The following is a 22,740-nucleotide window of genomic DNA, read 5'->3' as shown; positions in this document are numbered from 1 at the left end:
TAGTTCAGATTAGCGTTTACTCCTGTTTAGCTTTTACTCCTGTGCTTTGATGAAACCACTCCAACTCCTGATCGGACTCTGTCTCGGAATCGTAATCCTGATCATACCTCCAACCCAACTGCAACCATCACCCCTAGACCCCTTACAAACCCTAGCCGTCCAACTTGATGGGCGCAAAAAACCCTTAGACACCGTAGCCCGAGAAACCGTAGCCAAAATCCACGGTTCAACTAACTACCGCCTAGAAAACAATCAAACTCTCAACTATCTCCAAACCTACCTATCCCTATGGTTTAATAACCGAGACTGGAACCAAGAACCCTTCATTCTACTTACCTACCGCCCCCTCAAAGAAAAAATTGGTCTTGACCTAGAACAAAAATACTTCTCCTTCGGAGAATTAGTCAGTTCCAACCTAGGTGCCATGGTTCTGGAAGCCAATCAAAAACAAGCCGACAACATTGAGCTGACCAGAGACGAACGAGAAGCCCTGACCATAGAAGACAGACTGGCATTAATGTTACGCACGGTAGGTACTGATACCCTACCCCTAGTTCCCCATCCCAGTGATAGTAAAGGCACTTGGGTAAGCATACCTCAATCGCAACAGTATTACACCAACGAACAAATTACCCCTCTACAGCAGAGTTACCAAACACTCAAACAAGCCTATCGTTTAGATCCCCTACTGACTACTGTTGAGGTTGGGCAAGTCGCGGAAACACTACATCAGCAGTTAGCTGCTCTTAGCCCTGACATTTACCCCAAGGATTCCGTGCTGCAACGGGAAGTTAACTTCTCTAGTTTTCGCCCCTTCAGTAAAGCCTGGAAAATTTATGCGATCGCATTACTAGTCCTATTATTAGGATTATCCCTCAAGCAATTCGACCTCTACTCAGGAGCAGTAGGAATTTTCCTCACAGGTCTTTTCATCCAAGGCTACGGCTTTATCACCCGCATGGAAATTGCCGGACGTCCCCCAGTCACCAATATGTATGAATCCGTAGTGTGGGTTGGATTTGGGATAGCCGCCATTGCCCTAGTATTTGAGCTAATCTACCAGGCAAAATACTATTTGTTAGCCGCTGCTCCTTTATCAATCCTTTGTCTTCTTCTAGCAGACAGTCTTCCAGCCGTCCTAGATCCAAGTATTGCCCCCCTTGTACCAGTACTACGAGACAACTTTTGGCTAAGTATCCACGTTCCCACCATTACCCTCAGCTATGCTAGTTTTGCCTTAGCGATGGGATTAGGACATATTATTCTAGGACATTATCTAGTTGCTCCCCAATCCTTTCAACGAATTTCCAATCTATCAAAATTCAACTATCGAGTACTACAAATTGGTGTTTTACTGCTCACTACTGGCATTATTCTCGGTGGGATATGGGCTCACTTCTCCTGGGGTCGCTTCTGGGGTTGGGATCCCAAAGAAACCTGGGCGTTGATTGCCCTAATGTGTTACATAGTCCCATTACATGGTCGTCTGGTAGGATGGTTAGCAGACTTTGGGATGGCAGTCATTAGTGTAGTTTGTTTTAATGCTGTGTTGATGGCTTGGTATGGCGTTAACTTTGTTCTCGGTACGGGTTTACACAGTTATGGATTTAGCACTGGTGGCTCAGAATTAATTGTCGGGACCCTCGTTGGTTTAGACTTATTATTTGTAGCAGCTGCAGCTACCAGACATAACCGTTGGCTGCTCTCTAAATCTAGTGACAATCTAGTGAAACAATTGAGTCCAAACCAACCGGTTATGGCTAAAGATAATTAAAATTAATTAAAACTAACTAAAAATGCATAATGCCAACTAATAATGAAGAAGAGATTATAACCCTAATTTAGTTGGTCATATTTTCGATTAAAAATTCCTGGTTTGAGAGATAATATAATTAATTTTTGATTATGGTTTATTATTAAAATAAATCGTTTTCCACATAGAGGTATACTATGGATCGTCGTAAATTTATGGGCTGGTTTGGTGTTGGTGCATTGGCTACTTATCTACCAGTAGCCTTAGCCGCCTGTAGTCCTAATCAAAGTCCGCCAAAAGCAACAGAAAAGAAAAGCCCTAAGATTGATAAATCGGTGCGAGAAGATGGATTCCAAGCTGTTGGCACAGTGCAGGAATTAGAAGAAAAAGGCAAAATTAGCGACAAGATAGCAGATATTCTAGTCGTGCGTAATCTTAGTAACAATAGTCTTGTTGCCGTAAACCCTAAGTGTACTCACCAAGCGTGTAGTGTAGCTTGGAAGCAAGAGGACAAGATATTTAACTGTCCTTGCCACGGTTCTAAATTTGATGTAGATGGAAAAGTAACGAAAGGACCTGCAGACAAACCCTTGAAAAGCTATGAAACCAAGGAAGAAGATAATTTAGTTTTGGTAAAAGTAAGCTAGTCATTTAGGAGCAGGTTTGATATTGCAGCTGAAGTCCCCCTTTTTAAGGGAAATTTAGGTGCAGCTGAAGTCCCCCTTTTTAAGGGGGATTTAGGGGGATCTCTTTGCACCTCATGAGAGATAATTGCTATAACTAACCTGCTCCTGCGTCTTTCCAATTCAAAAATTAAAGCTTTGTTCATTTAAAATAATGTCTTGATAAGTACCTGACTTCACTAAACGACCTTGATCGAGTAAATAGATACAATCACAATGTTCAATAGTGGAGAGACGGTGGGCAATGATAATCATCGTTTTAGTGCCATTCAACGATTTAATTGCTTCATTAACCAAGTATTCAGTTTCATTATCTAGTGCAGAAGTCGCCTCATCTAGGACTAAAATTTCCCTTTGATGGTAAAGTGCGCGAGCAATTCCTATCCGTTGGCGTTGACCACCAGATAAACGCACTCCCCGTTCACCAACAACAGATTTAACTCCCTCAGGCAATTGCTCAACAAACTCCGCAAGTTGAGCAGATTGGATAGCCTGATCTAATCGTTCTCGATCAATCAAATGCTTTGGAATACCAAAGGCAATATTTCCTTCGATTGTGTCATCTATCAGAAAAATCGACTGTGGGATATAGCCAAGTAAATTTTGCCAGGAACGCAGGTTATTATAGATCGATTTACCTTTGTACCTAATCTCACCACTTTCAGGAGCTAACAGACCTAAAATAACATCAACTAATGTTGTCTTACCTGACCCTGATTTACCGACTAAAGCAATAGATTGACCTTTGTTGATAGTCAAAGATATGTTCATAATAGTAGGGTCTAAAACCTTGGGATAGCGGTAGGTAATTCTATCAATTTCGATCTGATTATCCTGGTGTGATAGACTTCTATTAACGTCAATGGAGTTGACAAAATCCCTGAATTGATGATATGAGGGAGTATTAGGCTTGGATAGGGCAGATAAATTTGATAAATATGTAGGCTCAAAAATTTCCTCTACTTCAATGTCTTCTAACTCTTTTAAATCTAAGTATATTTTATTAATCGAATAGCTGGAGTTTCGCATCAAAGCAATATTAGATGTTAAATGACTAAATGCTGGAATCATGCGTACGGAAGCCAAAGCGAAAATACCTAAAACTTGGATAATATTTTCTGTACCAAGGTTAAAGACTAAGACTATAGATACAAAAGCTACTAAAAATGTCACTAAAATCGCTTCAATTATAATGCGAGGCAAAGCTTGAAACGTATGAAACGATGTCATGCCATTAACCAGTTGATCGACTTGATCACTCATTTGCCTTTCAAAATAAGATTCGCAACCAATAATTCGTGTTTCTTTTAGTCCTCCAAGGCTATGATTGATGATGCGAATCATTTCCTCCTTAGATTGAGATACCTTTTTTCCCCATTCGGAAATTTTGTCTTTAAATTGGTAGATAATCCCCAAGGGAATTAGTAAAATCAATCCTAGGGTGAGTGTTGCAATCGGATCGGTTAGTATTAGTAAAATTACTAAAAACAAGATAATAATAAAACTGGCTACCGTTTTTAGGAAAGGAATCATGAATTTTACACTAAAAACTCCAGAATCTTCCAAGACTGTGTTAATTAAAAAAGCAGTATTTTTCCTAATATGAAATGTGTAAGGTGCTACCAAGTAGGCGTGGAGCAAATTTGAAGATAATTCACCGTATTGAGTAAAGCTAAATTGAAAGATATATTTTTGAGCTTGGAAACTTAATAAGGATTTAGTCCAGAAGGCAACAATAATGATGAAACCTAGCAAGGCAATAAACTGAACGTCAGAAGTTAAACCTAACTTGACATAAACCCAATGCAACCGAGAATTTAGTTCAATCAACGTTGGGTTAGTAGCTAACCCCATAAATGGCCCGACAAGTCCAATACCTACAGTATCCAGCAGGGAGGTTAGTAAGATTAATAACAGAAGAGGGATAAGTCGGAGTTTTCTTTCTCCGAGAATGTATAAAAAATTTGACAAATAGCTAAACATTTGCTATGTAAATTATTATGATGATAAAGGAATAATTTAGTGTAAATCAGCTTTATGATGTAGTCAAAGATAAGATTGAGGACTGAGGTTGGGTCAAATCTAGACAATTGTCCCAGTCCAGTGCCATTGCCGAGCAGCATCAGGAGAAGCTGGACAATCTCAATTACTTGCACAAAGTCATTAATCTCTCGAAGGTGAGCTAATGGCCAATTGCCTTGATTGAAGTAACCCTGATTAGACTGTTAGCATCGATAACGTTTATAAACGAGTTTTCAAAATCCATAAGCCCACAAGCCCTGTTATTATTGGCATCCTGTCTAGGTTATAGTTAACAAAAAATTTAGATTTTAGTTCGTTACATTATTTGTTATCAAAAATAAAAAAACAATTAATAGTTATTAATAATCCTTAAATTAACAAGAAAAATTTCAAAATAATGGAATATATTTATCGATTTTATTTGAGGTTTTTATAGACAATTATCCTTAAAAAATATAGTGTGTTTTATATTATTTTTTTCTGAGCAAAATGCCGGTAATCAGGATAAAATCAAATGACAGGTCCGCGCTATCCACGCTCTCGGACCCCTTTAGGGATGATGGTACTACCTTGCCCTTAGTGCTTACTTCACTTACCTAACAATGCTCAAATGAACAATGAGAACTGGCTAGAAATCGGTAGAATTGTTTCCCCCCATGGGCTAAAAGGAGAGTTGCGAGTCTATCCCAGTTCTGACTTTCCCGAGAGGTTTGAGGAGCCAGGACAGCGCTGGTTAAAACCACCACTTCCTCCTTCCGGGGATGATTATCCTCCCCAACCCGTAGAATTACTTTGGGGACGTTTTGTCCCTGCTAAAGGGTTATATGTTGTACACCTAAAGGGGGTAGACAACCGGGATCAGGCAGAGGCGTTGCGCGGTTATCAACTGTTGGTACCAGCCAGCGATCGCCCAGAGCTAGAGGAAGATGAGTATCACATCCTAGACTTGATTGACCTTGAAGTGTTTAATCAACTCACTGGTAAAGCTGTGGGGGTAGTCGTAGACGTGATCCCAGCGGGTAATGACCTTTTGAAAGTCAAATTGCAATCTTCAGTGCAACCGCCCCTAACCCAGCCAGAAACTCCACCACCTACTCGAACTAGCAAGAAACGCCAATCCAAGGCTAAGAAGGAACCACAGCCAGCAACGGTGCTGATTCCGTTTGTGAAAGCGATCGCACCAGTGGTCGATCTCGAAAATGGTCGGATTGAGATTACCCCTCCTGCCGGTTTACTAGAAGTCAATCAACCTTAAGTCATAAATAATTCTAATGGATCTATAATTTTGCAGCCAGATTTGGCAGCCAGTAAAATCTCCCCTTCATCCCTTCATTTGCATAGAAAGTGCTCGTTGTGATGGTGATAAGCGCCCCAAAACCATTGCCATGTCTAGGTTTCAGTTCACTATTATCCCAAATTATACAATGCCCGATTCAGCCACTTACCTCGCCACTTACCAAGGGCGGGTTAAGTTGGATCCTGCTGGGAGTGGAAAGCTGAGATTGAAGCCTTGACCTGAGCAATCCTTGCTAGGTGATGTTTAATCGTCTGATCACATGACTATTTAGGCTTACTATTTTATCATCCAGAATCAACTGTTTAATAATATTATTAAAATGACTATGTTAATTAAAGTTAACAAAAAGCTGTGTCTACACAAAATTTATTATCATACCACACTACGAAAAACCATGTTTGGAACTGGCAAGGTAACCAGATTGAATACACCGTAATGGGGACTGGTAAGCCTCTACTGTTGGTTCATGGTTTTGGGGCATCCATTGGACATTGGCGCAAGAATATTCCTGTTCTAGCCGCAGGGGGTTATCGAGTGTTTGCCATCGATCTGCTGGGATTCGGAGGTTCTGATAAACCTGCCTTATCCTACACCTTAGAGTTGTGGCAACAACAAATAAAGGACTTTTGGGATACCTACATCAATGAACCTACCATATTTATCGGTAACTCCATTGGTGCTCTGTTAAGTCTGATGGTGGTCACAAACTATCCTGAGATTGCTGCTGGTGGTGTCTTAATCAACAGTGCTGGTGGACTCAATCACCGCCCTGAAGAGCTAAATCTACCTTTACGGTTGGTGATGGGAGCTTTTACCAGATTAGTTAACTCACCAACCTTTGGGCCGTTCCTGTTTAACCGTATCCGCCAGAAAAATCGCATCCGCAGCACCCTCCGTCAAGTCTACTGTGACTCAGATGCCATTACAGAGGAACTTGTAGAGTTAATCTACCAGCCTGCTTGTGATCCCGGTGCTCAAAAGGTATTTGCATCAGTTCTTACTGCTCCTCCTGGTCCTGCACCTAGTGAACTTTTACCGAAGTTACAAAGTCCTCTACTCATTCTTTGGGGAGAGGAAGACCCTTGGACACCGATTTCTGGTGCTACCATCTTCCAAAAGCAGAGTGATCAGGGTAAAGACGTAAAATTTGTAGGAATTCCTAAGGCTGGTCACTGCCCTCATGACGAAAACCCAGAGTCCGTAAATTCACTGATTCTCGATTGGTTGTCATCTCGCTTATGAAATATAAAAGGAAGTAATCAGGGTCAAGCATGTAAGTAAGAAGGGTAAACCTTTAACATTTACAGCTATTGATAATACTGGACATTCCCCCTCTAACCCAAGAGAGAATTCCGTAAATTCACTGGTTATATATTGGCTTTTGTCTGGATATGAATAATAATAAGGAAGATCCCTGAAGCCATAGACAATCCTATCGGTGATTAGTCGTAAGCACATAGTTATGATGGAATTAACAGCTATATTTTCGGTGCATAGATTGTTAGAGCGAATCCATGTGAAGTAACCGAAATTGAATGAGTATAAGCTATGTACGTGTTATTACTGATGACCGGAGCAGGAACAGTTAATTTAACTGCTTCTTCAACAGGTTTGAATGATTTAGATATTCTTAAGAAAGCCTTTGTCAGGGTCAGATTGCTCAAATAACCCGCAGTTGCTGCCTCTGAAATCAAAATCAGGTAAAGCTCTTGCAGTATTCCAGAGAACTATTTAAGTAAATTCACGGCAAGCTTTTTGAACTCTTTCTTATTCTTAAAGATCGTTTAAGTGGTTGTCGCGACGTCTTTATTGTCAAGAAATATCACAATTTAGAAGAAACCCAAACTGGCTTCCAAGTGTTACGAATTTAACGCGGAAGCTTTAACTCTTTTGTTGTCAACATAGGACTTACACACTCAGGGGGTCAAACCCATCATTAATAAGTTTACTATATCACTTATTGTCTACTAATAGTGTGAATACATTGTGAATGCCGAAGTTCTATAAGAATTCCTAGGAGGTCATGTATGGACAGGAGGAGATCATAATAATGATAATTGAAGAATTAGCCAAGGGCTATATGACAGCTCCAGCCTATGAAGCTCCTATATCTTTAGTTAAAGAGTTTCGTCAATTTGTGATTGACTTAGCAAAGGTAGAACTGCAAGGGGTCAATTTTGAGTTCGTTGACTACCAACCCTACTTTCGAGGACCAGATCTATGTCTGAATGACATCAAAGCTGACTTTGAAAAAGGAAATGTTAAAATCAGCGCCCAATATAATGAATCAGATCTACTAGGTAAGGACGTCAACTTAATTTACCGATGTATTCATGAAAGGCATCACGTTAAACTCGATGTGGACTTTGGCTGGCAAGGCGAGTGCGCCATTGCTGCTCACATTATGTCCTTTACGGACAACCTGTTGTTTAAGCAACTTCTGTATAGCGAGGGGTTAGGACAAGTGGCTGTGCGCCTGCATACAGGAGAATTTCCTGATTACCAAAAAGTCGTTCTCTTTGATGAAGAGGTTATACATTGTATGGAGAAGACAATGAAAAATGTCAGAAATATCCGATGCCAGAACCACTAATTGAACTGAAGGGAGTGAGCAAATCCTTTGGGAGCAATGTCATTTTGAATCAGTTGGATCTAAAAATTTATCAGGGTGATGCCCTAGTAATTATTGGTCCTTCTGGAACCGGCAAATCAACAATTCTTCGGATTATTGCTGGCTTACTACCTGCTGATGTCGGTGAAGTTTATGTTAAAGGGCAACGGCGCTCCGGTTTAATAGAAGATGCTCAAGACCCCATTGGCATTGGTATGGTATTTCAGCAAGCAGCCTTGTTTGACTCGCTGACGGTGGAAGAGAATGTGGGTTTCTTGCTTTACCAGCACTCTAAACTACCACATCATCGAATTAGGAAATTAGTCAATCAAAGCCTGGAGATGGTAGGGTTATCTGGTGTTGGAGACCGCTACCCAGCTGAGTTATCAGGAGGTATGCGCAAACGAGTCAGTTTTGCCCGTGCCATCATTTCTAATCCTGATAATCCCAGAGACAACCCAGAGGTGTTACTCTACGATGAACCAACCGCTGGACTTGACCCGATCGCCTCAACAGTAATTGAAGATTTAGTGCGCCAGATACAACGAGAGGAAAACGCTTGTAGTACTTACCTAATGGTCACCCATCAGGAGAGTACAATTCGCCGCACCGCTGACCGGGTTGTTTTTCTCTACAAAGGCAAAGTACAGTGGTCCGGCAGCGTTGGGGAGATAGATACCACAGATAATCCTCTAGTACAGCAATTCTTTAGTGCCAGTACCACCGGTCCAATTCAAGTAATAGGTTAACTCTAGATCAGGAGACTGTTTTTATTTATTAATTTGGTTAGGTTGGTTGGCTAATGGTTGAATGGCTTTAGGCATAAGGGCTGTAGGTTGAATGGCTCGATGGCTTTGCCGCTCTAATGACTAGTCAACTACCAGGACCTGTGTTAGCCATTCGGGCTGATCTCGATGCCCTGTCAATTAAACAACAAAATGATCAGGTGCGCGCCCGTTCCCGCCCCGCGTCGGCTTTGTCGATAGGCGCGCGCAAAGAGCGAATTTAATTCTTAATGGTAAGAGCGCACCTATGCCTTATCGGTCACAGCATGATGGTCGAATGTATGCTTGCGGTCCTGGGCGGACATACTCCGATCTGCGACAAAAGGAGTTTGACAAAGTTGCTCCCAACTTGCTAGACTAAACGTAGTCATAACGAGTACGTATAAAGCGTCTTTCCTTGATAATTGGTAGCTTTGACGAGAACACATGACAACTTGCTCTACTCAAACACTCAGCACTCAGCAATCAGCACTCAGCACTCAGCACTCAGTACTCAGCAATCAGCAATCAGCAATCAGCACTCAGCACTCAGCACTCAGCACTCAGCACTCAGCACTCAGCACTATAGTTAAACAGAGGTTAGTGAGATGGTGAACATTGTTGGAATTAGTGGTAGTTTACGTCCTGAATCCTATAGCTATCAGGCTTTAAACCATGCTATAGACCGAGTTAAAGCTAATGGTATATCAACTGAAATCCTCGACTTGCGTCAGATGCAATTACCATTTTGCACTGGTGATAGTGACTATGCAGACTATCCAGATGTCACTCGATTACAGGAAACCGTGAAGCAAGCCGATGGCTTAATTCTGGCAACACCGGAATATCACGGTAGTGTGAGTGGTGTACTTAAAAATGCTCTAGATTTGATGAGTTTTGAACATCTCGAAGGCAAAGTTATCGGTTTGATTAGTGTATTGGGGGGTCAGTCGAATAGTAACGCTCTCAATGACCTACGGATAATTATGCGCTGGGTACATAGTTGGGTCATTCCAGAGCAAATTGCCATTGGTCAGGCTTGGAAAGCTTTTGGTGAAGATGGCAAACTTTTGGATAAAAAACTTTCCGAGCGCTTCGATCAATTTGCAGAAAGTTTGGTAGCAAATACTCAGAAGTTAAGGTAATCTCAAATCTGGTTAGGGATTTGGGTGTAACAAAAATACCAATTAAAGTAGGCTGACCAAAGTATAGCAATTCTCATTTTGAGGTGCGACCCAATGGGCGCGAGCAATCCCTCGCGCCCATTGGAAAACGCACCTTGAGCGAATTTAATAATTAGATGTGGAAAGCGTATCTATTGGGTTTTAGGGAGCAGACAGCACGGAGCAGCGAGTAGCGCTGTATACCTTATACCAGTTTTCAAAAGTAGCGTCATACTTACAATAAAAACATGACCATATACATTGGCTTTCGCAATCTGTATGTATGTCATGACTTTTGATTTTTGGTATTACTCCCTTGAATTTGGAAATACCATTACACCCATTGCTATAGCAGAAGGAACGAAGGAACGAAGGAACAAAGTCAAACTCTTGCGCTTACTTAGGTTTGAGAATTTTGTCATGTCCTAACTGCCCTGGCGACTGCTATATAAAAAAAAACTGGCTGTGTTGTGAAGGGTTTTAACCCTCACAGCACAGCCAAGCTGATCATCAATTACGGCACAGGATGGCTGATTTGTGCGATCTGTTAGGTATGTATTTATTAAAAAGCAATTTAGCATGGCTGTGTTGCCAGTTTGGCAGTAAATTAGATTTCCACTGCACTTACTCGAACACAAGCATCTAGAAGTGTACCTAATTAGGAGTTATCTTAGGTACTGAGTCACCTGATAAGCAAATTAAATTATCCTTCTGAGTGTTGATAATTCCCCGTTGGCGAAGCTTTCCTATCAACCGAGTGACAGTGACACGGGTGGAGCCAATGGCACTACCGATTTGTGCATGAGTTAAGGGAAATGGTAAGCAGTAACCTTGTTCACACGGTTCCCCGAACTCTTCAACCAAGAGTATCAGAAATCCCAAGAGCCGATCAATGGTTCGTCGCTGTCCTAAGGTACTCAGCCACAGGAGTTTGCGTTGATGCTGAAGCCTAAATGCATCTAATATCTCTCGTCGGAAGTGTGGCCAGTTGTCTAAGTCATCCCAGTACATCCATACCACAGCAGTTTGCTCAACGTGGGAGTAAGCCTGCAGTGTGAAGGGTGAAAGGGCAACAATTTCAAAGGGCTGACCCGCACCAATGAATCCTAAAAACGCTTCTTCCATATTCTGATGGGAGCATTGAGATTCAGAACAATTGGGGCTAGCACTGACTTGAGAAGTACCCACCAAACGGATTGCCCCCCGCTCTACCAAATACAACAACCCAGGACGGGTAGGAATCCGCTCATCTTTGCTAAACGTCCTATAACGGTAGTGTTCCTGTCCCCAATCTAAGATCCTTTGCCAAGTTACAAAGGGTCGGGATACCTCTAATGGGTCGGATGGTGAATACATAAGCTCCGAGCCTGATGGATACACAAGTTTATCTAGATCTTACATGGAGTCCAAAGTAACAAAAAATACCTTGAGAAGTAGCTCATGGCGCGTAAATTTGTCAGGTAATTCTGCTGCCCTGAGTACCCGATTACAAGAACAGATATCCAGAGCAATGGTAGATTCTGGTATTCCCCAGTTGATATTGGAAACGATTCCTTTAGAACGCTGCTCAGATAATGCTGGTGTAGCATATCGATCAGCGATCGCTCTCAAGCTTTCTCGCGCCATGCAGCAAAGTCCTCTAGCCATTGCTCATCAGTTAACTGTATCTTTGCCAACCATAACTCAAGATGGTGGCAAACAAAACTTGATCGAATTCGAGGTTGAAGTAGCTCCCCCAGGCTGGATTAATTTTTGGCTGACAGATCAGGGGTTAGCAACTTGGTTACAAGATTGGATTCAACCTTCAACAGACACGCTGATTAGCTTTCGCCCTCAACAAGGTCAAAAGAATCTTTTGGGCTACTTAGAACTTAGCACCCAGCACTCAGGACTCTTGACACAAGATACTTCCAAGATCTTTAGAGTTCAGTATGCCCATGCTCGTTGCTGCTCACTCCTGCGCTTGGCTCATCGCCAGGGCTTAATCCAGATTCAGAGTATGGACTTGAAAACCTCTAGGGGACTGATCGTTGTGCCATATCCAATTCCCTGGTTAAAAGACGACCTAGGAACAGGGAAAAATCAGCAGCTTATACAGTTGGTTCATCCAGCAGAAAGACTCTTAATTGGTCAAATCATGGACTTGACAGACTACTTTAGTGGAAGCGAATCAAAGAATTTGCTAAAACTGGCAAGTTCTGTGAGCAATGCTTTTGAGCAGTTCTACCGTAGCTGTCGCATTTGGGGGGAGGTGAAACACCAGACCCCTAGGCTGGCTCAAGCAAGGTTAGGATTAGTGGGGGTAACTCAAGTAGTTTTGCGATCGCTTCTAGAAGACCAACTGGATGTCCCTGCACCAGGTGAACTTTGACCGAAAAAAAAAATTTTGCCAAAGGGGTTGACAAATCCAGAAAGTTTTCGGTATATTTACGGATGTGTGAGGAGCGAACCAGTCAGGGAACCGAGACGAAACACGGCCAGTCGTCGGTTCCCTTTCTGATTTAATTGCCGGATTTAATTTTCTGATTTAATTGGCCGAGGCAGATCCCGCCAGTAGCAAAGCTGGCTTGATGCCCAAACTCGGGCTCTTTGACCTCAGCCAATAATTGACGTAAGCAACTAGCCAGGGCTGGGATTGATGAGGCTAAGATTGCTGATCAGCCCAGACTTACCAGATAGGCAAGTATCGGAGTATTTAAGTTAAAGAAAATTAAGGTTAATTGCTGCTGTCTATTCAAACTGACAACGAAAGCTGGAAGTTACTGAAAAGGCTGAGTTGATTGGGGTAGCAGCAAAGCCTGATGTGAGTATAGCAATCAACACTAGAAGCAATCAACATTATTGATTTGACGGTAAGCATGCCGTCAGCACTAAGGCTTACCTGATCTCAAAGCAATAGCTGGGGTTGGCAAAATTTCCACAACGATCAGGGTAGGGTGGTGTGGGTAGCGTCATGTAATTGGCTTGACGGGTAACTTGGGCTTTTTTGTGTGTTTATGCTGGTTTTTGTTGGTCATAGCTCCTTTTTAATCAGCCGGAAGTCCCTTGGCAGAAGAAATCACAAATGACCAATCACTAAGACCAATCACTAAGACCAATGACTAAAATCACGAATAGCTAAAGAACTGTTACAGTTCTTGACAAAGTAGCCAGACAGGTATGAAGTCGATGATAGCATTCCCTTGAATGCCTTATTATAGACACGAGAAAAAAAGACTATGGCAGAAGAACTGACGGGAACAACTCCCATATTTGGTGGTAGCACTGGCGGATTGCTGACCAAAGCTGAAGTTGAAGAAAAATACGCTATCACCTGGACAAGCTCAAAAGAGCAAGTGTTTGAAATGCCTACTGGTGGCGCTGCCATCATGAATGAAGGGGAAAACTTGCTCTACTTAGCTCGTAAGGAACAGTGTCTGGCATTGGGAACCCAACTGCGGACGAAATTTAAGCCCAAAATCGAAGACTATAAAATTTACCGGGTTTATCCCAATGGTGAAATCCAGTTTCTGCATCCCGCAGATGGCGTATTCCCGGAGAAAGTCAACGAAGGGCGTCCCTATGCAGGGAAAATCGACCGCAATATTGGCAGCAATCCAGAACCTGCAACCATCAAGTTCAGTGGGAAGGCAACTTACGAGGTTTAATGAATCAGTGATAAGGTAAAGGGGAAAAAGTTGAACATTGTGACCAACAGTTTCAGCTGTTTGCCGAATTTTCAACCTTGAGCTGAGAAATACCATGATTTTCCCAGATTTTTCCCAATTTTCAACCGTAGCTCAACAAGGTAATTTTGTACCGGTAACCCAGGAGTGGGTGGCGGATTTAGAAACGCCAGTTTCTGCCTGGTATAAGGTATGTGCTGGTCAACCCTACAGCTTCTTGTTGGAATCGGTAGAAGGTGGTGAAAATCTGGGACGTTACAGTTTACTAGGTTGTGACCCCCTGTGGGTATTGGAAACTAGGGGAAATCGCACGACTCAGACCAACCGGGATGGGTCAGTAACAGTATTTGAGGGAGACCCCTTTGAAACCTTAGCGAATTGTCTGAAATCCTATCAACCTGTAAAGTTACCCCAATTGCCGCCAGGAATTGGCGGTTTGTTCGGTTTCTGGGGTTATGAGTTAATTCGTTTTTGTGAATCCCGTGTGCCAATTTATCCTCTACAGTCCAATGACTTACCCGATGGATTGTGGATGCAAGTGGACAACCTGATTATTTTTGATCAGGTCAAGCGTAAGATTTGGGTGATCGCTTATGCTGATTTACGACATGCCCAAGGAGATTTAGAGGCAGCCTATGAAAAAGCATGCGATCGCGTTCGTAATCTGGTCAACAAACTGCAAGGGCAGTTCTTAGGTAAGGACAAATTACTCAAATGGACACCTCCAGAGAGTGCTACTCAAGAAGTGTCTTATATAAGCAATACAGAAAAATCCCAGTTTTGCGCTAATGTCGAAAAAGCGAAAGACTATATCCGAGCTGGGGATATCTTTCAGGTCGTATTATCCCAGCGCCTCTCGACAGAATACAAGGGTGACCCTTTTTCCCTTTACCGTTCCCTAAGGCTGATTAATCCCTCACCTTACATGGCTTATTTTAATTTTGGGGACTGGCAAATCATTGGATCTAGCCCAGAGGTAATGGTAAAGGCAACAGCTTCCCCAGAGGAAAAAATCCAGGCAACATTACGACCAATTGCTGGAACTCGACGTCGGGGTCAAACTCCTATGGAAGACGAAGCTCTAGCTCAGGAGTTACTAGAAGATCCAAAGGAAATTTCCGAACACGTTATGTTGGTTGACCTGGGTCGGAATGACCTGGGTCGTGTGTGCAAGAGTGGTACAGTCAGAGTTGATCAACTGATGCTCATTGAGCGCTACTCCCACGTCATGCACATTGTTAGCAATGTAGTAGGGGAGCTCGATGCTAGTAAAACAGCTTGGGATTTACTGAAAGCTTGTTTCCCTGCGGGGACAGTGAGTGGAGCCCCCAAAATTCGGGCAATGGAAATCATTCAAGAACTAGAACCAGAGCGTCGCGGACCTTACTCGGGTGTCTATGGCTGGTACGATTTTGAAGGTCAGTTCAATAGTGCGATCGCAATCCGGACTATGGTAGTTCGCCCATGTGGTTCTGGTAAACATACCGTGTCAGTGCAAGCTGGTGCAGGCTTGGTAGCAGATTCTGACCCAGAAAAAGAATATCAAGAAACCCTCAATAAAGCTAGAGGGTTACTAGAGGCTATCCGCTGTTTAACCTTTGAGGATTGACACTCCCCGCCGAAGGAAGAGGAAGATAATAGCGTACTGCTAACATTGCCCCTAACCACTAACCCCTAACTATTCCTTGACAGGGTTAACTACAATCATGCTAGCTTCTTGCCGTCGGATAGCTACTTCTGTGGTGGAACCAACTCGAATGTGTAACGGTCCCCCAAACCAGGCTGAGCGCAACACTTGTACCTGTCTATTAGGAATAATGCCAATTGCTTCTAGTCGATTGGCGAGACCTTCGACCTGGAAACCTATCTGAACTTTCTCGATAATGGCAAGCTTTCCAGGTTTTAATTCCGCTAAATTCATTTAAATAACTATTAATAGTTTATTTGATCAAATTTCCTCTATTTGCAGGCTAAGGTATTTTCCCCCTGAGGATCTGGGGATCTGTAAATCATTAAAAATTACCAATAACATAGAAAATTTATTTAGTCAATTACGTTGACTAAACTGGTGTTATAGTCCAATCCCCAAAGATACAACTGTTGGATGAATCAACCAATTAAGGCAAAAATAGTCCTGAGTGGGAGAGTTTTGAGTGGAAGAATAGAACAAGCACTAATTTGTCATATATTTTATTTTACCAAAGAATTAAAAATTACACAAATAAGCACGCTTTAGACTTGGCAAATGACTATTATAAATAGTTTTTTAAAAAAATAGTGCTATTTATAATATAACTTAAAATAGTTAATTCAGTAGCAATGAGGTGTTAGGGTAAATAGTCTAAGAAATTAAGTTATCATAGACTAATTAAAAACAAGATTTATTATCAATAATAAAAAAAAGCTGACCATTATAGATATTTTTTTTAGCTTAGTCAGGGAAACTATGAAAGAGTCTTAGTCTGACGTATCCGATTATGGTAATATTGCTACATCACGATGAAAGCTACTCATTTTGCAACCATTACACACCTTAAAAATTTCCAATATTGGCTAGTAGGTATAGCAGCTGGATTAATAGCAATTCAATTGACTCTAGCTGATAGGAGTAACATTGCTGATTTACTAAGTACAAGTTTTTTATTTTGGGTGGCTGTGTCTTACATGGTATGGGAAAAACGCCATACTTTGGAGCTAGAAAGTGATATTTTTTCTGGCGTTTTAGGGTCATTATTAATTGGTTTAGTACTGTTGCGATCGACATTTGTATCAGGCTATGACATTTTTATCCGCTTTTCTCCTTTGATTTCAGTATTGGGTTTGGGACTGCTGGCATCTGGAGTGAAGGGATTAAAGCAATATTGGCAGCACCTTACTATATTTTTATGTCTCGCTATACCATCTGGATTGCCAACATTACTGATTGATGTATCCACATTAACTGCTAAGTTTTCTGGATTGCTCCTTTGGTACTCAGGATTTGAAGTCTCTCGCCAAGGGGTTTATTTAATGCTGCCAACCGGAGGAATAGAAGTCAATCCAGGCTGTTCTGGGGTCAGTTCTATTCTTCAGTTATTGGGAATATCATTGTTATTCTTATTTATGTTCCCTACTAGCCGGATTCAAAAATTTTTGGTACCACTGATAGCTATTTCAGTAGGATTTGTGGTCAATTCTATTCGAGTTAGCATGATGGCTATTTTAGTCGCCTATTCCAGTTATGAAGCCTTTGAATATTGGCATTTTGGAGATGGTTCAATGATATTTTCATTGGTTGCTGTCATTATTTTCGGTTTCTTCTGTTATTTTATTATTCAACATAATGAACCGACAACTCAAGATTAAGTGACTAACCTAAATTATAAGTATTAGGCGTTGGTGATTAGGTATTAGGTAAAAACAAACCATATCATGGCCTACTTAATACTAAAAAATATCCTTGCTTGTCAGAGTTTTAGAGCCATTAAACCATTAGCTTAAAGCCTATAATCTAAAAGCTTAAACGTCATAAACACCCAGGGTTTAAAGTCCAAAGGATGTCCTACTTTGACCTGCAAGCCTTTTACCTTTTGCCTTGATGTCATGCTCGATTGGAAATCACTACGTATTTGGCTGCTAGCTTTTGTTTTTGGGGGTACTTTCTCAGTGATGGGCAAAGTAATTTGGTATCCAGCTACAAGCACTCGTCCCATCACCCCTTTTGAATTTCCAGCTACAGTTCCCTTACCAGAATGGCAGCCTCTGGAAAGTCAAGCTTTGACTGGTCAAACGGCTGTTGATAAAACACTACAAGCTGGCAAGCACTATCGATATATTCAGAATGATTTACCTCTAGATATAAAGATGCGCTATTTAGTTCAGAGCGGGGGTGATATTAATAAATTCCTTCAAAAGTACATAGGGATTGAACCCGCTAGTCAAGAATTAATAGTGTCACGCCAGCATAAAAAAATAGGTTTTCATCGCTTATTTGTTTACCAAGAGCGGGCTTACCTAAGTTCTTGTATCAACCCCCGGGGTGGCAGTACGGTCACGAGTTATCAGTTCAAGAAAAATCGAGATATTTACGATGTACGCTCCCGTCGGCTGCTGCTATGGTTACTGGGTCAGGTAAAGCTGCAAGACAACCGTTGTCTGTGGGCTCATCTTTCTATTCCTCTAGAGAATTCTTCCCCTGAAGCTGCCTATCAAGTGCTGGAAAATGTGTGGCCTGACTGGTACGAGTGGTGGTATCTACACTTTCCTAAACCTTGAGCTAAGGTTTACGACAATCGTGTCCTATTATGAAGGAATATTTAATATATGACTAAATTAGATGGCAATAAATTGACTGAATCCGTAGAGGATATACGGCAGTTTAACTTTTCTGTTCTAAGGTCTGCGACTCTGTTGCACTGGATAGGTTATGGGCTTTTAGTGCTAACTATATTTGACGTAGTTGAAACGTTTATCCCAGCAAACTTTATGAATCCGGCCTGGGAATTACAGACCATAGGGGCATTGGTGGAACGGGTTCCTGTACCTTTACTCGGCTTAGCACTGGTGTTTTATGGAGAGCGCCATGGGCGGGAGAGATGGGAAGTCCTGGTTGTGAAGGTTTTATCCTGGTTAGCTTTGGTGCTGGGAGTGCTATATTTCTTGCTGATTCCTTTGGGAATTATTAATACCGTACGGATTAATAAACAAGCGAGTACTCAAATTACTACTCAAGTTAACCGAGGGATGACCCAATTCCAACAAGTTAAAGATGCTTTGGAGAAAGTAAATACAGAAGCGGAGATGGAAAAACTTTTGGCAAGCCTGAGTAGTGAAGGTAGCACTCCGGATATCAATAATTCTCAAGAATTGGAGAGGGTGAAAGAACAGCTAGCTTCATTCATTGCTCGTGGTGAGCAGAGGATACAAAACCAAGCTCAATCGAGTTTATCGTCTCGTCGTCTGGGTCTGTTTAAAAGTTCTGTCAAATGGAATTTAGGAGCTTTGGTGTCTGGAGCTTTATTTTTTACTATCTGGAAGTCTACCCCCTGGGCGAGACGAAAGGGTTGACACTCCCCATCCTAAAGACCTACGTATTGACGTAGGAGGGGGTGACATGAGCCCTCAAAATCTTGCTATGTAAAGCTTTGAGGCCAATAAGCTCATCCAAGATACAGTCGCCAATTGACCCTTCTTTCATGTTCTGGAAGCTCAAGCCCTAATAACATAGTCCAATATCAGCCCAAAACAGCATGTATTTTTTTGGAGCTTATGGGCTAAAATTGTTAACCAGTATGGATTTAAGCTTAAATGTCGCCCCCCAGAAACTCAACAACAATTAAATTAATTGGGATTTCCCAAGGATAGGCGAAGCTACAATTAAACCTTTCCCCCTTACCCTTTCCGCTTTTCAGCTGTTACAGAATATATGTCACGAAAGAGAGAAAATTGGTATCATTTGGATGGCGCAGGCGGAAGGGCTTCGAGGGCAGTAATCATTCGATTTACCGCAGCTTTAACATCGCATGTTGGCTCGCAGGTGAAACACAAGCGGTAGAAGCCCGGTTCAACACAAGAGAGGGTTTGTCCCGCCAGCAGTTCTACGAAAGCTTCTTCGGCAAGATAGGCTAACAAAGCATTCTCGGCGTCGTCACTTTCTGGATTTTGTAGCAACTCAATGTTTTTTAAGGAGAAGTTCATGTTAGGTGGTACGCGATCCAAGTAGGCTCGCAAATCAAGCCAGAAGAATTGCGCTGCCCGGGTTGGAGCGTAGGGTATGATATCTGGAGCTTGGTCAAACAGAGGGTTAATCGTATTAAATGCATTGGTTAGCCTTTGCTTGTACTCCGCCATTGCATTGCGGACTAATTGCTCGTTATCTGCCCCAAGAAGATTCCCCAGCATAAAATTTTTCAGGGAATCGAAGGGAGAAAACCAACCGTAGCGATCGCTGATTCCCATAGTGCTATTCGAGCGGATGTGGTTGTGGACTGTCTCGCAAGTAGTTATTACAAACCCTGCCTTAAAGCCGGATAGTCCGAAATCTTTAGCAAATCCCCATACTATGTGAACTCGATCTGGATCGATATTATATGCGTTAAGGGCGAAGGCGCTGATGAAATCTGCCCCGGGTTGATCGATCTGAGAATGACAGTACAACTCGTCGGAGATAATATGCATCTGCGTAGAGTTGAGAACCCATGCGTAAAGCTCTTCTAGCAGACTCTGTTCGTAATTGATGCCCAAGGGGTTATGGGGATTCGTCAATAAAAGGACTTTGGGTTTGGGCTCAGCTTTGTTATAGGCTTCTTGGACTGCTTCAAGGGTTAGTTCAAAAGCATTGGGTGATAAATCCACAGGAATAAGGGTCATCCCTGGACGCTGTTCAAAGCACCATTGAAACCCCTGCCAGTAAGGTGTCGGTATCAGCGCGGTATCTCCTGGAGAGAACAGAGCAAATGCCAAACACTCCAGGGCCGCAGAGGCACCGGAGACACCTGAAAAATCGTTGGGATCCAGTTGGTGCTGAAATGTTTCTGACAATAAGCTTGCTGTCATTTCTCGTACTGATTCTTCCCCATAAAAAGGCTGAGAGTATTTGGTGTTGTCAACAGCAAAGGAGCTAGAATCTTGAAATATGCTTTCAAAAAGATCGAAAATTAAGACATTTTCTGCTGTGCCGAGATTGGTAACCTGAGGATTCAGCTGACGAAAAAGAGATAAGCGTTGTTCGGGGTCTGAAAGATGCCGAACTTGTTTTTGCAAAATGTCGATATAAGAAGAGTTAGCAATCACCGTGAGATACTCCCATAGTTAAATGACTGAATCTGAGGTGTGTTCGTGCAATATCCACTTACCTACTTGGAACTTTTAATCGGGTGATATTCAATCGCCATCCAGCTCCAATCCGTATCTGAATAATACTGATGCCACGGATAGGTATATTGCTGGTTTTCGTGAACTTGACAAAAGGGAAAGATCTGGGTTAACCCCCAGTCATCAAGAGATCTTCCTAGAGAGTCTTCGGTGGAGTGCCAACAAGAGAATATGGTGATTTAACTAAGTGTCAGTCACCTTACTCTCTTGCTTAGCTATCGGCTTTCGCCTCCGCTGCGCGATCAGAAACTCTTGTCTCCAGTCAGAGTTAAGAGGACCATACTCCACTAGCAATCTTTTGCAGTGGGGCTAGATGAGGTGTCAGGCATAGGAAATAGGCAAAAACTGCCCCGCCACAAGCACCAAGGAAGAAACCACTGGCAAATTCACTCCAGCCTTCTTTAGTTCCTAAGTCTTCTGGTGGATTGGGTGTGGTCAATGTTGCCTTAGGTTTGCCAGAGCCAGCCGCTCCATAAATAGATAAAGCAACTGTCAAAAGAGCCACTAAGCCAACTGTTGCCAGTAAACCAGCTGTGCTGGCATACTCTGTCCCACGCAACGGACCTAGTAAGGCAAACGGTCCATACAGAAAGTAGCCATGAGCCATACCAACTTCTAAACCCCGGCGATTGGCTGATAGCCCTTTACGGTAGGCTGGCAAGTTGTTGATGAAAGCTTTTGTGAAACCAGAGGAATTAATTGGGGTGGCTAGATTACCCACTTGGGGATCTCCACCATGGCCAATTACATCAATCGTCATTGTAAATTTATCTCCTATAAAATCGGATAAACCCCTTGAGTAATCATACTTTAGGGGGGAGAAAAGGAACTGAAAGAATCAGCACGAGTAATCTTTGCTGAGAAGTGCATCCTCTCGTAACGAATTATACGAGATATTGTTCTTTTTTCTAACCTTCTTAGTCTATGGCAAAAATTTTAGCTTTAGTTCTTTACGGTAAAATAACCTTTGCCAAACCATTGTAATAACCTAAAACCAACGGTTTTGATGACTAACCCCCTTTCAGCTTATTAGGTTTTTGTAACAAAAAGTAATTAATTTTTGTAAAGACTTTTGGGCAATTTTTGTTAAAAATCTTTACAATTATCCGACTCGGAAAAACTTTCCAGTAATCTGAGCCATTAAGAGCCTGGGTCGGTGGTGCAAGGGCGAGTTGGGATAACTCCTCTCATGTGCCGAGGTGAAATGGGAAGTTAACCCAAATTGACTGGAGTTATGTGCTTTTGTCTAGGTCAACCAGAGATGTTGATGTCAATAGAGGGATGGCAGACTGATTAGAATTGACTCCATCAAAGACTCAGCCAGGGCAGAAGCAACTATCAGGTTTTTGCCACAGGTTGTATGGCAAATTCCGAGGTAGATCTTGGTATTTCATAGTCCTGAAGCATGATAGGATTAACTTGTCGAAAAAATCGATAGTAATCTACCCCTCTAATAAGCGGGGAGCTGCCTTGTTCCAGTTATCATCAATAGCAGTGCTGGCTCTTTAAATTTAGAGCAAAGCCTTGGCTGGGCAGTGTAAGACCTACACTTACTTCGGTAGGTAGAGTCTTGCTTGAGATCAAACCGGCAACCAATACCATACCTAATTGGCTTGGTTTGGTTAAATGTTCAACTTGTTACTGTATTAATTGGCAAATAGGAAAATAAGATATGACAGGCGCATACGCAGCTTCTTTCTTACCAACGATGCTAGTCCCCTTCATAGGCTTAGTTATGCCTACTGTAGTTTTGGGACTTTTGTTTATCCACATTGAAAGCGACGCTGACTAAACAAGCTAGAAGTCCTGCACGATACCAGCCCCCTTTTTTCAAGGGAGTATGGGTAAGAGTGGGACTAAATCATGGGGGTTGACTCCCCAGAAAGGGTCATCAATCCCCACCTCCCTAGGGTTTTGGGCGATGCTGTTC

General features: G+C 42.2%; 19 protein-coding genes. 14 read left to right on the top strand and 5 right to left on the bottom strand.

Features of this window, described 5'->3' with window-relative positions; genetic code table 11:
• The first annotated feature begins 49 nt into the window (after positions 1-49).
• Both AC4II3_RS06025 and AC4II3_RS06020 read left to right on the top strand, forming a co-directional pair.
• A complete protein-coding gene (locus tag AC4II3_RS06025; protein WP_488006449.1) occupies positions 50-1,774 on the top strand; it encodes a cytochrome c biogenesis protein in 1,725 nt (574 codons plus the stop codon).
• A 176-nt stretch (positions 1,775-1,950) separates the two neighbouring features.
• Positions 1,951-2,400, top strand: coding sequence for a QcrA and Rieske domain-containing protein (locus AC4II3_RS06020; protein ID WP_488006447.1), 450 nt, complete (start codon positions 1,951-1,953; stop codon positions 2,398-2,400).
• A 159-nt stretch (positions 2,401-2,559) separates the two neighbouring features.
• Here AC4II3_RS06020 and AC4II3_RS06015 read toward each other — a convergent pair whose 3' ends face one another.
• Positions 2,560-4,419 carry an ABC transporter ATP-binding protein gene (locus AC4II3_RS06015; protein WP_490722790.1) on the bottom strand — a complete coding sequence of 620 codons (1,860 nt, stop codon included), beginning with the start codon at positions 4,417-4,419 and terminating at the stop codon, positions 2,560-2,562.
• A gap of 649 nt (positions 4,420-5,068) precedes the next feature.
• Between AC4II3_RS06015 and rimM the strand changes: the two genes are divergently transcribed.
• The 5 genes from rimM to AC4II3_RS05990 all read left to right on the top strand — a co-directional run bounded on the left by rimM (position 5,069) and on the right by AC4II3_RS05990 (position 10,275).
• Positions 5,069-5,713, top strand: a complete 645-nt coding sequence (gene rimM / locus AC4II3_RS06010; protein ID WP_488006443.1) for a ribosome maturation factor RimM — start codon at positions 5,069-5,071, stop codon at positions 5,711-5,713.
• Positions 5,714-6,106: 393 nt separating this feature from the next.
• Entirely contained in the window at positions 6,107-6,997 is an 891-nt protein-coding gene (locus AC4II3_RS06005) for an alpha/beta fold hydrolase (protein WP_488006441.1), read from the top strand.
• An 808-nt stretch (positions 6,998-7,805) separates the two neighbouring features.
• Entirely contained in the window at positions 7,806-8,348 is a 543-nt protein-coding gene (locus AC4II3_RS06000; protein WP_488006439.1) for a hypothetical protein, read from the top strand.
• Positions 8,333-9,115 (top strand): ABC transporter ATP-binding protein, encoded by a 783-nt coding sequence (locus tag AC4II3_RS05995; protein ID WP_488006437.1) that lies wholly within the window; start codon positions 8,333-8,335, stop codon positions 9,113-9,115. The genes AC4II3_RS06000 and AC4II3_RS05995 overlap by 16 nt, the downstream gene beginning before the upstream one ends.
• Positions 9,116-9,738: 623 nt before the next feature.
• The gene (locus AC4II3_RS05990; RefSeq protein WP_488006435.1) at positions 9,739-10,275 is read left to right on the top strand and encodes an NADPH-dependent FMN reductase; all 537 of its coding nucleotides are present in this window, start codon (positions 9,739-9,741) and stop codon (positions 10,273-10,275) included.
• A gap of 672 nt (positions 10,276-10,947) precedes the next feature.
• Here the strand turns inward: AC4II3_RS05990 and AC4II3_RS05985 are convergent.
• The gene (locus AC4II3_RS05985; RefSeq protein ID WP_488006433.1) at positions 10,948-11,649 is read right to left on the bottom strand and encodes a Crp/Fnr family transcriptional regulator; all 702 of its coding nucleotides are present in this window, start codon (positions 11,647-11,649) and stop codon (positions 10,948-10,950) included.
• Between the two features lie 70 nt (positions 11,650-11,719).
• On the opposite strand from AC4II3_RS05985, the gene AC4II3_RS05980 reads away from it, so the two are divergent.
• The 3 genes from AC4II3_RS05980 (at position 11,720) to trpE (ending at position 15,567) form a co-directional block, all read left to right on the top strand.
• On the top strand, positions 11,720-12,664 hold the full coding sequence (locus AC4II3_RS05980; protein ID WP_490722789.1) for a DALR anticodon-binding domain-containing protein: 945 nt from the start codon (positions 11,720-11,722) through the stop codon (positions 12,662-12,664).
• 847 nt (positions 12,665-13,511) lie between these two features.
• Positions 13,512-13,940, top strand: a complete 429-nt coding sequence (locus AC4II3_RS05975; protein ID WP_488006429.1) for a photosystem I reaction center subunit II — start codon at positions 13,512-13,514, stop codon at positions 13,938-13,940.
• A gap of 94 nt (positions 13,941-14,034) precedes the next feature.
• Positions 14,035-15,567 carry an anthranilate synthase component I gene (gene trpE / locus AC4II3_RS05970; RefSeq protein WP_488006427.1) on the top strand — a complete coding sequence of 511 codons (1,533 nt, stop codon included), beginning with the start codon at positions 14,035-14,037 and terminating at the stop codon, positions 15,565-15,567.
• Between the two features lie 69 nt (positions 15,568-15,636).
• On the opposite strand, the gene AC4II3_RS05965 is transcribed toward trpE, so the two are convergent.
• Positions 15,637-15,879, bottom strand: coding sequence for a FeoA family protein (locus AC4II3_RS05965; protein WP_488006425.1), 243 nt, complete (start codon positions 15,877-15,879; stop codon positions 15,637-15,639).
• Between the two features lie 578 nt (positions 15,880-16,457).
• On the opposite strand from AC4II3_RS05965, the gene crtA reads away from it, so the two are divergent.
• From crtA to hpsJ-A, 3 genes are all read left to right on the top strand, one after another.
• A complete protein-coding gene (gene crtA, locus AC4II3_RS05960; protein ID WP_488006423.1) occupies positions 16,458-17,303 on the top strand; it encodes a cyanoexosortase A in 846 nt (281 codons plus the stop codon).
• Positions 17,304-17,504: 201 nt separating this feature from the next.
• The gene (locus AC4II3_RS05955) at positions 17,505-18,212 is read left to right on the top strand and encodes a cyanoexosortase A system-associated protein (RefSeq protein ID WP_488006421.1); all 708 of its coding nucleotides are present in this window, start codon (positions 17,505-17,507) and stop codon (positions 18,210-18,212) included.
• Between the two features lie 48 nt (positions 18,213-18,260).
• A complete protein-coding gene (hpsJ-A, locus tag AC4II3_RS05950; RefSeq protein ID WP_488006419.1) occupies positions 18,261-19,004 on the top strand; it encodes an HpsJ-like protein, cyanoexosortase A-associated in 744 nt (247 codons plus the stop codon).
• A gap of 384 nt (positions 19,005-19,388) precedes the next feature.
• Here the strand turns inward: hpsJ-A and AC4II3_RS05945 are convergent, their stop codons facing one another.
• The gene (locus AC4II3_RS05945) at positions 19,389-20,729 is read right to left on the bottom strand and encodes an aminotransferase class I/II-fold pyridoxal phosphate-dependent enzyme (RefSeq protein ID WP_488006417.1); all 1,341 of its coding nucleotides are present in this window, start codon (positions 20,727-20,729) and stop codon (positions 19,389-19,391) included.
• Positions 20,730-21,078: 349 nt separating this feature from the next.
• Positions 21,079-21,570 (bottom strand): photosystem I reaction center protein subunit XI, encoded by a 492-nt coding sequence (locus tag AC4II3_RS05940; RefSeq protein ID WP_488006415.1) that lies wholly within the window; start codon positions 21,568-21,570, stop codon positions 21,079-21,081.
• Between the two features lie 912 nt (positions 21,571-22,482).
• Between AC4II3_RS05940 and AC4II3_RS05935 the strand changes: the two genes are divergently transcribed.
• The gene (locus tag AC4II3_RS05935) at positions 22,483-22,602 is read left to right on the top strand and encodes a photosystem I reaction center subunit VIII (RefSeq protein ID WP_071986957.1); all 120 of its coding nucleotides are present in this window, start codon (positions 22,483-22,485) and stop codon (positions 22,600-22,602) included.
• The last annotated feature ends 138 nt before the right edge of the window (positions 22,603-22,740 follow it).

The sequence above is a fragment of the Moorena sp. genome, from assembly GCF_982860115.1.
The sequence above is the reverse complement of the archived record's forward strand: the minus strand, read 5'-3'. Positions and strand labels throughout refer to the sequence as shown.

What these genes read in the sequence shown, in the direction of transcription:
- AC4II3_RS05995 (WP_488006437.1), top strand. Translation starts at nt 8,333, where the DNA reads ATGCCAGAACCACTAATTGAACTGAAGGGAGTGAGCAAATCCTTTGGG.
- rimM (WP_488006443.1), top strand. Translation starts at nt 5,069, where the DNA reads ATGAACAATGAGAACTGGCTAGAAATCGGTAGAATTGTTTCCCCCCAT.
- AC4II3_RS06025 (WP_488006449.1), top strand. Translation starts at nt 50, where the DNA reads ATGAAACCACTCCAACTCCTGATCGGACTCTGTCTCGGAATCGTAATC.
- AC4II3_RS06015 (WP_490722790.1), bottom strand. Translation starts at nt 4,419, where the DNA reads ATGTTTAGCTATTTGTCAAATTTTTTATACATTCTCGGAGAAAGAAAA.
- AC4II3_RS05985 (WP_488006433.1), bottom strand. Translation starts at nt 11,649, where the DNA reads ATGTATTCACCATCCGACCCATTAGAGGTATCCCGACCCTTTGTAACT.
- AC4II3_RS05940 (WP_488006415.1), bottom strand. Translation starts at nt 21,570, where the DNA reads ATGACGATTGATGTAATTGGCCATGGTGGAGATCCCCAAGTGGGTAAT.
- AC4II3_RS06000 (WP_488006439.1), top strand. Translation starts at nt 7,806, where the DNA reads ATGATAATTGAAGAATTAGCCAAGGGCTATATGACAGCTCCAGCCTAT.
- AC4II3_RS05965 (WP_488006425.1), bottom strand. Translation starts at nt 15,879, where the DNA reads ATGAATTTAGCGGAATTAAAACCTGGAAAGCTTGCCATTATCGAGAAA.
- AC4II3_RS05990 (WP_488006435.1), top strand. Translation starts at nt 9,739, where the DNA reads ATGGTGAACATTGTTGGAATTAGTGGTAGTTTACGTCCTGAATCCTAT.
- trpE (WP_488006427.1), top strand. Translation starts at nt 14,035, where the DNA reads ATGATTTTCCCAGATTTTTCCCAATTTTCAACCGTAGCTCAACAAGGT.
- crtA (WP_488006423.1), top strand. Translation starts at nt 16,458, where the DNA reads ATGAAAGCTACTCATTTTGCAACCATTACACACCTTAAAAATTTCCAA.
- hpsJ-A (WP_488006419.1), top strand. Translation starts at nt 18,261, where the DNA reads ATGACTAAATTAGATGGCAATAAATTGACTGAATCCGTAGAGGATATA.
- AC4II3_RS05935 (WP_071986957.1), top strand. Translation starts at nt 22,483, where the DNA reads ATGACAGGCGCATACGCAGCTTCTTTCTTACCAACGATGCTAGTCCCC.
- AC4II3_RS05975 (WP_488006429.1), top strand. Translation starts at nt 13,512, where the DNA reads ATGGCAGAAGAACTGACGGGAACAACTCCCATATTTGGTGGTAGCACT.
- AC4II3_RS06020 (WP_488006447.1), top strand. Translation starts at nt 1,951, where the DNA reads ATGGATCGTCGTAAATTTATGGGCTGGTTTGGTGTTGGTGCATTGGCT.